Here is a 13863-nt window from a genome sequence, read left to right on the forward strand (position 1 = left end):
GATGGCATGAAGCCGCATGTGATCTGCCTGATGGCTGCAAGCGTCGATGGACGCGCGCTTCCGAGCCGCTGGCGTCCAAAGGGGGCGGCCGGCGATCTGTTCGAGCGCGTGCATGATCAGCTCGATGGCGACGCATGGCTGATCGGCCGCGTCACCGGACAGGAGTTCGCCAAGGGCAAGCCCTATCCGGCCACAACGGATCAAGTCTTTCCGCGGACCGCCTGGCTGCCCCGGCGCGACGCCGACGCCTATGGCGTCGTGCTCGATGCCAGCGGCAAGATTGCCTGGGGCCGCTCTGACATTGGCGGCGATCCCATCGTGGTGGTGCTCACCGAGGCGGTATCGGATGCGCATCTGGCCGGCCTGCGCAGCGAGGGCGTGTCCTACATCTTCGCCGGACGCACGCAGATCGATCTCGCACTCGCGCTTGAATGTCTCAATCGCGACCTCGGCGTGAAGCGGCTGCTGCTGGAAGGTGGCGGCGGAGCCAATGGCGCTTTCCTGCGCGCCGGGCTGGTCGATGAGCTGAACCTGATCATCTGTCCGGCGGTCGACGGCGCCAAGGGCGCACCGAGTGTGTTCGATTCGACCGAAGCGGAGGCCGATCAACGCGCGCCCGTTACCGAGATGACGCTGGAGAGCAGCCAGCTGCTGGACGGCGGTGCCATCTTGCTGCGATATGAGATCCAGAACGAGGCCTCACGGTAACCTTCATGGCGCGACCGCAGTCTGGGAATATCATCGTCATCGGCGCCGGCGCTGCCGGGTTGATGGCTGCCCGCGAGCTTGCGCGTGCCGGCAGGCGGGTGACGATCCTGGAAGCGCGCGACCGCTGCGGTGGGCGCATTAATCCGCTTGCTGCCGCAAGCTTCGGATACAGAGCTGACGGCGGTGCCGAATTCGTCCACGGCGAAGCGCCGGTGACGCGCGCTCTGTTGCGCGAGGCTGGGCTTTCCCTGGCGCCGGTTCAGGGACAGCGCTGGACAGCTCAAGCCGGACAACTCCATCTGGAGTCATTTGACGATACCGACGATGCCGCGCTTCAGCAGGCATTACGCGATGTGACGGACGATATGCCGATCGCCGAATTCCTGCGGCGATATTTTGCCGGCGCGCAACATGAGCAGCTTCGGCACGCGATCCGGCGCATGGTCGAGGGCTACGACGCGGCCGATCCGGAACGGGCGAGCACGCTGGCCCTTCGTGACGAGTGGATGGGCGGTGAACAAAGCCGGCAGGCGCGGCGCATCGGTGGCGGCTATGGCGCGCTGATCGACTTCTTGACGGCGGAATGCCGCAAACACCAGGTCGCACTGCATCTTGCCTCCGCCGCGGTCGCGATCGAAGCGGGTGATGGAGGCGTTTCGGTCCGCTGCGCCAACGGCGATGCCCACCAAGCTGATGCCGTCGTCCTGACCGTACCGCCGCCTCTCTTGAACCGGATCGCGCTGCCGCTGCCGGAGCGAGAGAAGGTGCTCGCGGCGGCCGACATCGGCTTCGGCAACGTCATCAAGCTCCTGCTGCGCTTCGACAGACGCTGGTGGCTCGATCAGCACGAGGATATTGCGGATCTCACCTTTCTGATTTCAGAAGCGGAGATCCCGGTGTGGTGGACGCAGCACCCTGCAGATGCGCCTGTGCTCACGGGGTGGCTCGCCGGCCCGAAGACCGCAGCGATGGCTCATCTCGATGAGGGCGGCTTGATCGATGCCGGGCTTGCCTCGCTCGCCGCGATCTTCGGCCGCGACCCAAAGCAGTTGAAGCGGATATTGGTGGCCGCGCGGGTGATCGACTGGGGGCGTGATCCGCACGCCGGCGGCGCCTATTCCTATGCGACGCCGGCAACGCGCGCGGCGCAGGCGCGGCTCTCGCACCTCGACGGCCGGCCGGTGTTCTTTTCCGGCGAAGCGCTCTATCAGGGGCGGGACATGGGGACCGTCGAGGCGGCGCTGGCGAGCGGGTTGGAGACGGCGCGGGCCATTGTTGGGACAGGAGATCGAGGTGACTGAGCTGGAAAAGGCCGAGCATTTCCTCGAGGTGCTGAAGTCGGCGCAAGCGGCTGCACCGCAGCCGGCGCTACAGCTTCTGAACGGCCTGATCGGCATGGCCAAAAGCGCCGGCGGCGACCAGGAATTCGAGATCGATGAAGCGCGCTCCAGCGCGTTCATGTCGATCTGCGAGGTCGGCAAGGCGTTGCATCGCGGCCTGCCCACGAGCCCGCTTTGGGACCATGCGCTGGCGGCGACCGAACGCTGGGTAAGCCTGGTCAGATGAAACAGCGAAGCTCCGCCGAACGCAGGGCTGCTTTGGGCGGAGCTCGGATCGTTGCCGCTGAAGCCCGGCATGTCAGCCGAGCTTGCTTTGGGGCTTTAGGGCCGTATCGGCTACGAGGCAATCCCTCCCAACATGTCGCGCCGGCGGCCGAAGCGATGGTTGGCATGGAGCATCCAGCCGGAGATCGGTAAGCCGTCACGGTGGCGTCCGCCGCTTTCGGCGCCCGCCCAGGCGGCCACCGCACCGAGCAGCAGCGCTGTCGCAGCCGAGAAGGCGAGGATGACGGTGCCGGCACGTGCCCGGCCGATCGCGGTTTTGGACTCCGCGATGATGCTGTCGACCCGGCGCTCCGCGTCCGGTCCCGCGAGCCCCGTGGTGGCGGTCACGAGCTGGACGAGATAGGTGCGATCGTCCGAGCTGACGCCAGAATGGCTCGACGAGGTCAGCAGGATGCGCCCGGCTTCGGCACGCGCGGGTGCAAGTTCAGCCGTCGGCGGTCGCCGTGGCGAGCGGAACAAATGGTCCAGCTCGGAGCTGAGAACCGACGGTTCGGTGGTCGCAGACGGTTGTCGCCACGCGTTCGGACGGTTCGCCGCGGAGGTAAGAGCTGCGGCAAGCGCCGCGCCGAGCACGACCGCGAGGGCCCATGAGGCGACACCGTGAAGGCCGTCACGCCGCTCGGTATCGTCACCCCGGGGCGCTTCATAGGGCGTACGAACCCGGCCCGCCATGTAGCCGCCGCAGCCGAAGCTGATCAGCGATTGCAGAACCAGATAGATGCCCGACAGCAGCCAGAGCGCGACCGATGCGGCGCGCCAGGTGGGCGCCGCCGAGCTGACGCCGAGACCGACGGTCGCGGCAAAGGTGATGAGAATGGACGAGACCGCAGCGGCGGTCAGGGCTCCCGCCACGATCGGCGTCCATTGCAGGATCCAGCTGTCCGGAGCTGGGCGAGCGGGCGGCGCCGTCTCCGGCGAGATTGCTTCGATGGTCATGGCCGCCGCGCCTCAGCGAAGACCGAAGAAAGACAGGATCGCCATGATGACCACGATGAGGCCTATCAAATAGATCAGTCCGTCCATGTCGTCCTCCTCCTCGAGACGGGTTCGGTTCCTATAAGTAAGGTCGGACCACAAGGTTCCGGATTTGATAGCGCTCTGAAGCGCAGTGCACGTCGTCTGCGATGGACGTGCCGCCGGGGCGCCCGCGCGGATTGCTACAATGCACAATTGCGCAGAGCGGCGTGGCGCTCCCGCGCCAAGATCGACATGGACAAAACTGATAGACGGGGCTGCACCGACCACGATGGTGGAAGGTCATCCCTTCTTGCTGTGCTGCTCCATGTAGGCCTTGGTATGGTGGTGCGCCGTGCCATCGCTGTCGCGGTATTCCCGTTGCTTCAGCGCGCTGTCGTCGTCCGATCCTTGCGCGCGACCTCCGCTCCGGCCGCCGCCGTTTCCATCACCGGAATGCCGGGCTGCACGATGATCGCCATGCTCACGGCGTTCTGCCGTGTCCCGCCCCACGATCTTGCTGAACAAGCCGCCGGGATCATAGACCAGCGCCAGATTTCGCTCCTCGAACTCGGTGAAGAACTCGTCCCACGAGATCTCGACCAGATTGCCGTGCTCGGAGTTCGGCGCGTTCGGGAACATGATGCGGATGATGCCGACATCGTCGCCCTTGTGCGTGCGATCGACGGCTGCCGGCTTCCCGCCTTGTCGTTCGGCCCATTGGCGGATCGCTTTGTGATCGGTGGTGACTTCGGCCATGGGGGATCCTCCGCCTGTTTGCGTCTGAGGTGGTGAATGTCCGTGATGGCGCGATGTTCCTGCCGGCACATGCCTGTCGCGAAAAAGCACCGCGATTGTGCCGGCGGTAATTGCCGGCGCAAAGGATCGTCCGCAGCTGCTAGTGGCGTCTTCCATATGTCCGATCGCCGCCACACGTCGGTGACGACGACGGGAATCCATGGGTTCCATGCCGGCTTGCCGGTTTATTCTTGTTAGGTATGTATCATTGTGGTTGCATAGGAATCGGCTCGTGTAACACGGGGGGATTTTATGGATGGAGCTCTAGGAACCGTCGAGCGCTGCCTCGCAGACGAGCTTACAGATCACGCAGTCGCAAGCATTGGCTCTGCGGCCTATTTCGCGGATCCGTTTCCGCACATCGTCTTTCGCGATTTTTTTCCCGCTGCGTTCTACCGCGAGATGGTTCGCTCTTTTCCCACCACCGGCTACGAGCCCATCACCGCGACCGGCACAAGGGTGGCGCTCCGGCTCTATGGCAATCATCTGGAGAAGATATCGCCCGAGCTACGGTCCATGTGGACTGCCGTCTCGCAGATGCTGACCTCCGAAGCGGTCGCGCGGGCGATCACTCTCATGCTCAAGGACGGACTCGAGGTCCGCGCCAAGGGCGACAAGGTCCGTCCTGAGGAGCTCGATTTGATTGCGAAGCCGGTCATCTACCGGGACAACGACGGATATCGCATCAAGCCGCATCCCGATACGCGTAAGAAGGTGGTGACGATGCAGCTCTATTGTCCGGCTGATGCCAGTCAGGAAGTGCTCGGCACCACGCTTTATCGATCCTCGCTGAAGGGGCTCTTGCACGTCGGCTCGTATTGTCTCGAGCCGGTCAAGACGATTCCATTCCTGCCGAACATCGGCTACGCCTTCGTCGTCTTGAAAGCCTATCATTCGCTGCTCGGGATGAGTTGGCACGGGCGGCCCCCCATCGCCACCGCCCGGCCGCGGATGTCGATCCTGAACACGTTCTATCGAAGTGAAACCGAAGGATTCTGAGCCGTCACTGGGGCGCGCGACGCAGCACAACCTCCGCTAATCTTATCGTGCTCGGCTTCCCGCCGAGCGCGGCTCGAACGCCGATCTGCAAGCGTCGCTCAGATATGCCTTGCGCTGTCGCAGGCAGTCTTCGACCCTGCCAGCATCAGGGATCTCGCCGCTGCAGTACCGGAACGCGTCCGAGGTGCATGCCGCCCGTTGCTCGGGCGTGCCTCGATTGTCCGCACGATCGTCTTGAGCCATTGCAGCCGGTCCGCAGACCCAGGCGACCAGGATGGTCGCGGCGACGCTGAATTTCAGCAGGCGCAGCTCGTCCTTTCCTCGTTTCGCTGGGGACCGCCGACCTGCCAAAACCAGGTTCGCGGCTATGTCGTGGGAATCGCAACCTTTGAACCGCGGCATGGCGAACTCGGTCTTGGCAAGTCGAGGAGCGTGGAGTGAAATATACCGTATCGTTTAATACGAGGAGCGCCGTAGGAAGTCAACCTGCGAGGAGCGGGCAAGTATTCTCGACCGCGTTCGATCAGTTGCGGCTGTGTGCCAGTGAGCACGTTCGCTGGAACGCGAGAAAGTGCTGGCAGCCTGCTCGCGCTGTTCATTCACCCGTAACGAGGCTCGGGGTGGGCGTGCGTCGTCTCAGGTGCCGGTGACGCCGGCGCGACAGGTAGAGCAGGACGCCGGTGACGAGGAACAATGGCATCAGGGCCGCGGCAAACATGAACAGCAGTTTACCCGGCCAGCCGAGGATGCTGCCGCGGTGAATATCGAGCACGCGGGCCAGAATCCGCTCGCCGGTCGTCTTGTCGGCATAGCGTTCGGAGGCGACGATTTGGCCGGTTGTTGCATCGATGCGGAATTCGTCGCGTGCACCGTCGAGTCCGTCGTGGTGCCATGATCGGACGCGGATGACCGTGCCCGCGCCCGATGGCAGGATCAGTTGCGCCGTGACGAAGCCGTTCGGCTGCGCGCGCAGCAAGGCCTCCCACGCGCGATCGAGGTTCAGTGGCGCCTCCGGCTTAGCGGCACTGGCGTTCGCATCGGTCGCGCGCGATGTGCGGGACGGTTTGGAGGCGATGGCCGCAGAAGCCGTCTCAGGTCGCGACAGCAGCCAGGTTGCGCCGGCTTTGTACCATTCGAACGAGTACCACAGGCCTGTCAACGCGATCACCAGATAGATCGGCAGGAGCCAGGTGCCGATCACCGCGTGCAGCGACCAATGCAGGCCGCGTCCGCTCAAGGCCAGGTTGGGCTTGAGCCACATCTTGACGCTCGTGACGCGATGCGGCCAGCGCAGCACCAGCCCCGAGATCATAAGGGCGATCAGGCCGAGCACGGTAACGCCGGTGATCTGCCGGCCATAGCCGTTGCCGTCGCCGGGGATCAGTAGCCAGCGGTGCAGTCGGCGCACGGTGGCAAAGAAATCTGCCCCCATGGGCACGCCGAGCACATGGGCATCATATGGATCGACATAGACCGAGGAGGGCCGCGCTCTGCTTTCGCTGCGTGGAAATCGGACGAGCACTGCGGCCGCCGGGTTGTTCGGGATCGTCAGGCCCGACACCCTGCCGAAGCCATGCTCCGCCTGCAGCCGCGCTAACAACTCGTCCGGTGCGAGCTTCGCTGCGGCGCGCGCTTCGACCTTCATCAGCGAGCGGTTGAGGCTCGCCTGAATCTCATCCTCGAAGCTCATGATCGCGCCGGTGATCCCGATCACCGTCAGCACCAGCGAGAACACCAGACCAATGACCGAATGCAACTCCAGCAGCGCGGCCTTGACGAAAGACTTGACCATGTACGTCGGAATCTGCGGGCGTGGCGATGTCGAGATCAGGAAATGTTCTGCAGGCGCAGATGGTCGCCAGCGGCTGAACCATAGCGACGCGTCCTTCGACCCGCCACCCAATCCGGTACCATCCAGTTTGTAATAGCTCTAGCTTGACAGCCCGTGCGCATGTTCCGCGATGCCTCAGAATTTCACTGTCGCCGAGAGCGACACGCGTCGTGCATCGCCCATCGCGACGGTCAGGATGCTGTTGGCCGACGGATAGTAGACGGTGTCGAACAAGTTCTTGACGTTGAGCTGATAGATCAGCGGCAGGTTTTGATATCTGGTCTCGTAGGTCGCGAAGATGTCGGCGACCACATAGGACGGCAGCACAAAGCTGTTGGCGGCATCGCCCGGCCGGTCGCCGACATAGCGCGCGCCGGCGCCGAGCCGCAGCCGGCCGGGCAGGGCGGTTCCGAAATCGTAGACCAGATACAGCGAAGCCGTGTTGAGGGCGACGTTCTGCAGCTTGTTGCCCGCATAGGTCGGATCGTCGATCACGCGCGCATCGGTATAGCCGTAGCTGCCGATCATGCTCCAATGGTCGGATAGCTTGCCGGTGGCGTCCACCTCGACCCCGCGTGAGCGGACCTTGCCCGCGGCGCTGTACTCGGTGAGACCGGTCGCCGTGTTGAGCTGGGAAACCAGCACGTTTCTCTTGTCGATGTCATAGATGGCCACTGTGCCGGAGAGGCGTTGGTCGATATCGAATTTGAGTCCGGTCTCCCACGATGTGCCCTCTTCAGGAGCGACGTTGGAGCCGATCACGACGCCCCCCGTCAGCGGAGCGATCGTCGAGCTGGGCTTGAGCGATTGAGTATAGCTTGCGTAGAGCGAAAGTTGCTCGTTGAGCTTGAGGATCGCGCCGCCGAGCGGCAGGGCCTTGTCGCCGGCCAGATTGGTATTGGTCACGAATGGCCGGCCTTTGCCGGCCAGTTGTTCGTAGTCCATGTACCTGACGCCTGCGACCAAGGCGAGCCGCTCGGTCAGATGCAGCGTGTCCTGCAGGAATAGCGAGTATTGGCCGAGCTTGTCGGTTTGGTCGCTGTCGCTGGCGGAAACCGTCGTGCCAGGCTGAACCAGGCCGTAAGTCGGATTGTAGAAGTTGAAGCTCGCTGTCGCCTGCCGGATCATATCTTGCCGATAGATCGTGCGATACTGCGCATCACCTCCAACCAGGATGTCGTTGCGCAGGCCGCCGAGCCAAAAGCCGCCCTGCAGGTAGGACGTCCCGTAGCTCACCCTGGAGAGCGCGCCAGAGGTGCCGTCATCGCTGCGCTTCTCGACTCCGGTCCTGGCGTCAACCGAGGTGATCCGGAGCTGGTTCGCGTTGTAGGTCTCGGTGTTGTAGCTGTACGCCGCTGTGACCTTCCAGTCTTCGCTGAGTTTCTGCTCGACCGAGGCCTGGATCAGCTCGGAGCGGCCCCACATGTTGTTGAAGGGCTCGTCGAGGCGGCGGGTTGCCGGAATGGCGAGCGGCGCCTTCGTCGTCGAATCGAACGCTGTGCCGCGGTCGAACGGGTAGATGAATTCGCGATGCTCGTAGTTGAGCTGCACCGTGGTGCTGTCGCCGTACCAGGCCAGCGAAGGTGCCACCAGCATCTCGCGGTGCCGTCCGAAATTGCGCCAATAATCCTCGCTGACGCCATAGCCGATGAAGCGATAGGCGAGGCCACCATTGCCGATCGGGCCGGTGATGTCCATGGTGCCGTCCGCGCCCGTGCGGCTGTTGGCGTAGGCTGATCCGAGCAGGGTGATCGAGCCGTGCTGGTAAAGCTCCGGGCGCTTGCTGATCGTGTTCACGATGCCCCCGGGATCCATGATGCCGTAGAGCAGCGAAGCCGGTCCTTTCAGCACCTCGACGCTTTCGACTGCGGCATTCAGGCTGCGGCCCTGCACCAGCGGCATGCCGTTGCGCATGATCGAGCCGTCGCGGTTGTCGCCGAAGCCGCGGCGTATCACCGCGTCCTGGGTGCCGGCCAGCGTGTTCGTCTGGGTAATGCCACTGACGTTGATGAGCGCGTCATCGAGGTTGCGCGGCAGCTGGTCCTTGAGCACCTGCTCGGGAACGACATTGACTGCTTGCGAGGTGTCGAGTGGCGAGGCGCCGCTGCGCAAGGTCGTCGCGCTGGGCATCGCGCGATAGCCGAGTTTGGCTTCGGTGAGCGCTGCGGCTGCAGCGGCAGCGCGCTCGGAGCGCGTTGGCTCGGCGCGAGCCGGTGGCACGGTGTGCCCCGGCGTCGCAGCCGCTCCGACCTGGCGCGGAGAATCTGCAGTTGTTCGTATCATCTTCCGCTTTGGCGCCGGGGCATCCACCGTCACCGCCGGCAGTGTCGATTGCGCGTTGGCGCTTGAGGTTGGAGAGAGGATATCGGCCAACAATGCGACGGTGCCGGCCACGGCATTCAGTCGCTTGCCGACTCGATCGCATGGGGCGCCAAGCCGGCAATCAGTTCGTCTCGTCACTTCAATTCACTTCCACGTCCACCAAGGCTACCAGGTGCCTCTATCAGTCACCGCGGCTCATGAGAATGTCGCGTGGACTTGAATTGCTCTAAGAGAGACGTGAAGGTCGTTGCATCGATGTTGAGCAGGCGCCGCCGTGCCGGACTTCGGCTCGCCGGCCTCGCGCGCTGCGATCACACGCGTCACGGGAACTTCACTTGATTGCGTGCGCAATTGCAGTCAGCGTTACGACATCAACAGGAGAGCGACATGCGTTTGCCGATTGTCAGCCCGGATGAACTGAGCGACGAACAGAAGCCCCTCTACGAGGATATGAAGAAGGGCATGCGGGATCACTTCAAAGGGTTCGTCAACCTCCGCGCCGATGGCGCATTGCTCGGGCCGTGGAATCCGTGGCTCCGCGAGCCGAAGTTCGGCAAGCCGGTCTGGGAGCTGGTGAAGGCGATGGTCGCAGCGCCATCGTTGCCGGCGGCCGTGCGGGAAGTCGCGATACTCGTGACAGGGGCACACTTCCGCTCGGCGTATGAGCTTTATGCCCACGTTCTCGTCGCCGAGCAGCGCGGATTGACGGACGAGAAGCTGTCAACGATCGTTGCGGGCCAGCGGCCGGTCGACCTGACCAAGCAGGAAGCCGTTGCCTATGATGTCGCCTCGGCCCTGGTCAATGGCGGCGTGCTGCCTGAACTGACCTACCGCGCGGCGGTCGAACAGTTCGGAACGCATGGTGCGGCCGAACTGTCTTATCTCGTCGGAGTCTATTGCATGGTCTCCGTCACGTTGAACACGTTCGACGTGCCGGTCCCCGACTGACGCCGCGCGAGGAGCCGTGGCTCATCAGCGATAATAGCCACGATACGGGCCGCGCTGGCGGGCGTAGGCATGTGCAGGATTGATGCCGCAATAGGCATCGGTTCCGGATGCGGACGCCTGACACTGCTGGTAGGTGGAGAATTGGCAGTTGCCGGGATAGCCCCAGATGCGGCCCTGCAGGCAATAGCGGGCCTGTCCGGCGTCGGCTGGCGACAGCGAGGCGAAGCCCGCGACCAGCGCGAGCGTGGAGAGGGTGGCAAGCAACAGACGGCGCATGGAGTGTCTCCACAGAGGGTGAATATGATGGCCTTTCAACGCGGTGTGCCTCGTCGCCGTTCCTCCCGCCGCGATAGCTTGGGATCTGTTGTGATTGGGCGGTGATCACTTGGCGATTGCACTGCGATCCAATTTGCCGATCTCATTTGGCGGTGGTCGGTCGGCGGCACTGACTCCGCCATGACAGGCGGGTGGTGCCGACAACGGTTTAGTGTCGCTTACGCCTGGTTCAGTTCATCCGTGTGCCGCTCTACGTGGCGTGCGGGAACAATCCAGGATGGGTCCGGTTGCTTCACGCATAAGCACGGACAATCACATGTTCCGACGGTCCAAATCTTCCGGCGCGAGTGAAGTCGCCGCGCAACCCATTCGCTTTCCGGGTACCGGCAGCGTGCTGGCGTTGCTGGGTCTTGCGGTCCTGGTCCAGTATCTCGGTCAGCGCCAGACCGATCGCGGACGCTCCGGCCGGGGACAGGAGCTCGGCCAGGGATATGGCCAAGGATCCGGCCAAGAATCCAACCAAGAACTCGGCCATGGCCGGTTGGCCAATTCGCCGTCGGAGATCCCGCCGCGCGGATGGAAAGACGTTCTTGTCCGGCTCTACGAGGACGTCAGCGAGCACCGCGTCCTCGCCTTCGCCGCGGGCATGACGTTTTACAGCCTGCTCGCCATCTTTCCCGGCCTGGCTGCGCTGGTCGCGATCTATGGGCTGTTTGCCGATCCCGCGAGCATCGCTGCGCATCTGGGGCAGATGAACGGCATATTGCCGGGCGGGGCGATCGAGATCGCGCGCGACCAGCTGACACGGGTCGCATCGAAGGGATCGCAGGCGCTCAGCATTACGTTCGTCGTGAGTCTCGCGATTTCCCTGTGGAGCGCCAACGCGGCGATGAAGTCGCTGTTCGACGCTCTCAATGTCGTTTATGGCGAGCGCGAGCGGCGTGGCTTCATCAAGCTGAATGCGATCTCGCTTCTGTTCACGGCGGGTGCCATCCTGTTCGCGATCATCGCGCTCGGTGCGATCGTGGTGGTCCCGATTGTCTTGAATTACGTCGGGCAGTCGAGCGCCGCTGATAGTCTGCTTCGCATCGGACGCTGGCCCGCGATCTTCGTCTGCGTCGCGCTGGCACTGGCGCTGATCTACCGCTATGGCCCGGACCGGGAACGGCCGAAATGGCGCTGGATCAGCTGGGGCAGCTCGCTCGCGGGGGCGCTGTGGCTCGTGGCCTCGGTGCTGTTCTCCTGGTACACGGCGAGTTTCGGCAGCTACAATGCCACCTACGGCTCGCTGGGCGCCGTGGTCGGCTTCATGACATGGCTCTGGATCTCCGCCACCGTGATCCTGGTCGGGGCCGAACTGGATGCGGAGCTGGAGCGTCAGACACCACCACCGGTGCGGCCAAGCCGATCGGCACGCGCGGCGCCGTGGCCGATACGATCGGAGCTGCGAGCTGATCCGGCCGAGCTCGTCTTCGCATTGAAGTCGTCTGACCAGAAAACTCAGGAGCCTGGAGTGCGGTGGTCAGACCGAGCGTCCGCAGAGTCTCGGGCCGCGGCGCCAGCGGTAGGAAGACGCCGCGTCGGCCATCGGTCGCTGCCTTGGCGAGCAGCGCCCGCCAGATCGAGGCGATATCCGGGTTGCGCCTCGCTCGTCGCGGAGGGTGCCTAGATGTAGAACTCGGACGCGCCCGAGATCGATGCCGCGCGTGCAAGGTGGTCGCGCCAAGGCGCGATCTGATCTATCAACCTGGTCGATAGAGCCTTCCGCCGCGCCTCAACGGCCAGGTGAAGCGACCAGGAGTTCTCGCGATGTCCCCCATTCCTGACATGCATCCGAACCTTGCATCCGAAGCCGCCGCCCTGCTGACGGCCCTCGGTATCGCAGCCGACAGCATCACAAGCGGTACGCTTGCCGCGCATTCACCGATCACTGGCGAGATCCTTGGCCATGTGCGCGAGAGCAGCGCCGCCGAGGTCGGGCTCGGGATCGAGAAGGCGCATGCGGCCTTCCTGCGCTGGCGCCTGGTGCCGGCACCGCAGCGAGGCGAACTCGTGCGCCTGTTTGGCGAGGAGTTGCGTGCCCACAAGGCTGAACTCGGCCGGCTGGTCTCGATCGAGGCCGGCAAGATCGTGTCCGAAGGCCTTGGCGAGGTCCAGGAGATGATCGACATCTGCGACTTCGCCGTTGGCCTGTCGCGCCAGCTCTATGGTCTCACCATCGCGACCGAGCGCGCCGAGCACCGGATGATGGAAACTTGGCATCCGCTCGGGGTGACCGGCATCATCTCGGCATTCAATTTTCCGGTGGCGGTCTGGGCTTGGAATGCGGCGCTGGCGCTGGTCTGCGGCAACAGTGTCGTCTGGAAGCCGTCGGAGAAGACGCCTCTCACGGCGCTTGCGACCGACGCCTTGCTGGCGCGGGCGATTGTCCGATATCGGCGCGAGGGCGGACAGGCACCGGACGGGCTCAGCGCCGTGCTGCTCGGTGGCCGTAAGGTCGGCGAGATGCTGGTCGATCATGCCCGTGTGCCGCTGGTCTCCGCCACGGGCTCCACGGCGATGGGGCGCGTTGTCGGCGCGCGCCTGGCTGGCCGTTTCGCCCGGGCCATCCTGGAGCTCGGCGGCAACAATGCCGCGATCGTGACGCCGTCCGCCGACCTCGACCTGACCTTGCGCGCGGTCGCGTTCGCCGCGATGGGCACAGCCGGACAGCGCTGCACGACGCTGCGCCGGCTGTTCGTGCATGCGGACGTTTACGACCAGCTTTTGCCGCAGCTTAAGCAGGCCTATGCGTCGGTGACGATCGGCAATCCCTTGGAGGTGGACACGCTGGTCGGGCCGCTGATCGATGCCAGGGCCTATCAGGCGATGCAGACGGCGCTTGCTGCCGCGCAAGACCACGGCGGTGCCGTGGTCGGCGGCGAGCGCGTCATGGTTGGCGGCTGCGAACAGGCCTATTACGTGCGGCCCGCATTGGTGGAGATGGCGGCGCAGGCCGAGCCGGTGATGCAGGAGACCTTTGCGCCGATTCTCTATGCGATCCCGTATCGCGATCTCGGCGCGGCGATCGAGATGCACAACGCGGCGCCACAGGGCCTGTCTTCCTCGATCTTCACCAACGATCTGCGCGAGGCCGAGCTGTTTCTGTCCGCATCCGGCTCCGATTGCGGCATCGCCAATGTGAATATCGGCCCGTCCGGAGCGGAGATCGGTGGCGCCTTCGGCGGCGAGAAGGAGACCGGCGGCGGCCGCGAATCCGGCTCGGATGCGTGGAAGGCCTATATGCGCCGCGCCACCAACACCGTGAACTACGGCCGCACCTTGCCGCTCGCACAGGGCGTGAGGTTCGATATCGGGTGAGTTCGGCGCATAGACGGAAGGACGGGCGCCCCGGTCGCTTGC

The 13863-nt window shown here is 64.3% G+C and carries 11 protein-coding genes and 1 pseudogene; 7 read left to right on the top strand and 5 right to left on the bottom strand.

All coding sequences use genetic code 11. The features are described 5' to 3' along the window. Positions 1 to 6: 6 nt before the first annotated feature. Genes QX034_RS21940 through QX034_RS21950 form a run of 3 tightly spaced genes read left to right on the top strand, consistent with a single transcriptional unit; the run spans position 7 to position 2274 of the window. Positions 7 to 708, top strand: a complete 702-nt coding sequence (locus QX034_RS21940; RefSeq protein ID WP_315728386.1) for a dihydrofolate reductase family protein — start codon at positions 7 to 9, stop codon at positions 706 to 708. 5 nt (positions 709 to 713) lie between these two features. Continuing rightward, positions 714 to 2009, top strand: coding sequence for an NAD(P)/FAD-dependent oxidoreductase (locus QX034_RS21945; protein ID WP_315728385.1), 1296 nt, complete (start codon positions 714 to 716; stop codon positions 2007 to 2009). After that, complete coding sequence (locus tag QX034_RS21950) at positions 2002 to 2274, top strand: hypothetical protein (protein WP_315728382.1); 273 nt, start codon at positions 2002 to 2004, stop codon at positions 2272 to 2274. The genes QX034_RS21945 and QX034_RS21950 overlap by 8 nt, the downstream gene beginning before the upstream one ends. A 110-nt stretch (positions 2275 to 2384) precedes the next feature. On the opposite strand, the gene QX034_RS21955 is transcribed toward QX034_RS21950, so the two are convergent. Both QX034_RS21955 and QX034_RS21960 read right to left on the bottom strand, forming a co-directional pair. Continuing rightward, positions 2385 to 3269: a hypothetical protein gene (locus tag QX034_RS21955; protein WP_316195784.1), complete on the bottom strand. Its 885-nt coding sequence runs from the start codon at positions 3267 to 3269 to the stop codon at positions 2385 to 2387. Positions 3270 to 3590: 321 nt separating this feature from the next. Next, complete coding sequence (locus QX034_RS21960; RefSeq protein WP_316195785.1) at positions 3591 to 4046, bottom strand: hypothetical protein; 456 nt, start codon at positions 4044 to 4046, stop codon at positions 3591 to 3593. 291 nt (positions 4047 to 4337) lie between these two features. On the opposite strand from QX034_RS21960, the gene QX034_RS21965 reads away from it, so the two are divergent. Further along, the gene (locus QX034_RS21965) at positions 4338 to 5084 is read left to right on the top strand and encodes a hypothetical protein (protein WP_315706889.1); all 747 of its coding nucleotides are present in this window, start codon (positions 4338 to 4340) and stop codon (positions 5082 to 5084) included. Between the two features lie 595 nt (positions 5085 to 5679). On the opposite strand, the gene QX034_RS21970 is transcribed toward QX034_RS21965, so the two are convergent. Further along, positions 5680 to 6876, bottom strand: coding sequence for a PepSY-associated TM helix domain-containing protein (locus QX034_RS21970; RefSeq protein ID WP_315706890.1), 1197 nt, complete (start codon positions 6874 to 6876; stop codon positions 5680 to 5682). 174 nt (positions 6877 to 7050) lie between these two features. Then, positions 7051 to 9135: a TonB-dependent siderophore receptor gene (locus QX034_RS21975; protein WP_315706891.1), complete on the bottom strand. Its 2085-nt coding sequence runs from the start codon at positions 9133 to 9135 to the stop codon at positions 7051 to 7053. A 489-nt stretch (positions 9136 to 9624) separates the two neighbouring features. Here QX034_RS21975 and QX034_RS21980 point away from each other — a divergent pair, with 489 nt between their 5' ends. Continuing rightward, on the top strand, positions 9625 to 10185 hold the full coding sequence (locus QX034_RS21980; RefSeq protein ID WP_315706892.1) for a carboxymuconolactone decarboxylase family protein: 561 nt from the start codon (positions 9625 to 9627) through the stop codon (positions 10183 to 10185). 24 nt (positions 10186 to 10209) lie between these two features. On the opposite strand, the gene QX034_RS21985 is transcribed toward QX034_RS21980, so the two are convergent. Then, positions 10210 to 10461, bottom strand: a complete 252-nt coding sequence (locus tag QX034_RS21985; protein WP_315706893.1) for a DUF3551 domain-containing protein — start codon at positions 10459 to 10461, stop codon at positions 10210 to 10212. Between the two features lie 316 nt (positions 10462 to 10777). On the opposite strand from QX034_RS21985, the pseudogene QX034_RS21990 reads away from it, so the two are divergent. Next, positions 10778 to 11916, top strand: a pseudogene (locus QX034_RS21990) (YihY/virulence factor BrkB family protein). Positions 11917 to 12270: 354 nt separating this feature from the next. Next, on the top strand, positions 12271 to 13821 hold the full coding sequence (locus QX034_RS21995) for an aldehyde dehydrogenase family protein (protein WP_315706895.1): 1551 nt from the start codon (positions 12271 to 12273) through the stop codon (positions 13819 to 13821). The last annotated feature ends 42 nt before the right edge of the window (positions 13822 to 13863 follow it).

Source organism: Bradyrhizobium sp. SZCCHNR3119, assembly GCF_032487775.1.
GTDB lineage: Bacteria > Pseudomonadota > Alphaproteobacteria > Rhizobiales > Xanthobacteraceae > Bradyrhizobium.

What these genes read in the sequence shown, in the direction of transcription:
- QX034_RS21940 (WP_315728386.1), top strand. Translation starts at nt 7, where the DNA reads ATGAAGCCGCATGTGATCTGCCTGATGGCTGCAAGCGTCGATGGACGC.
- QX034_RS21945 (WP_315728385.1), top strand. Translation starts at nt 714, where the DNA reads ATGGCGCGACCGCAGTCTGGGAATATCATCGTCATCGGCGCCGGCGCT.
- QX034_RS21955 (WP_316195784.1), bottom strand. Translation starts at nt 3,269, where the DNA reads ATGACCATCGAAGCAATCTCGCCGGAGACGGCGCCGCCCGCTCGCCCA.
- QX034_RS21960 (WP_316195785.1), bottom strand. Translation starts at nt 4,046, where the DNA reads ATGGCCGAAGTCACCACCGATCACAAAGCGATCCGCCAATGGGCCGAA.
- QX034_RS21965 (WP_315706889.1), top strand. Translation starts at nt 4,338, where the DNA reads ATGGATGGAGCTCTAGGAACCGTCGAGCGCTGCCTCGCAGACGAGCTT.
- QX034_RS21970 (WP_315706890.1), bottom strand. Translation starts at nt 6,876, where the DNA reads ATGGTCAAGTCTTTCGTCAAGGCCGCGCTGCTGGAGTTGCATTCGGTC.
- QX034_RS21980 (WP_315706892.1), top strand. Translation starts at nt 9,625, where the DNA reads ATGCGTTTGCCGATTGTCAGCCCGGATGAACTGAGCGACGAACAGAAG.
- QX034_RS21985 (WP_315706893.1), bottom strand. Translation starts at nt 10,461, where the DNA reads ATGCGCCGTCTGTTGCTTGCCACCCTCTCCACGCTCGCGCTGGTCGCG.
- QX034_RS21995 (WP_315706895.1), top strand. Translation starts at nt 12,271, where the DNA reads ATGTCCCCCATTCCTGACATGCATCCGAACCTTGCATCCGAAGCCGCC.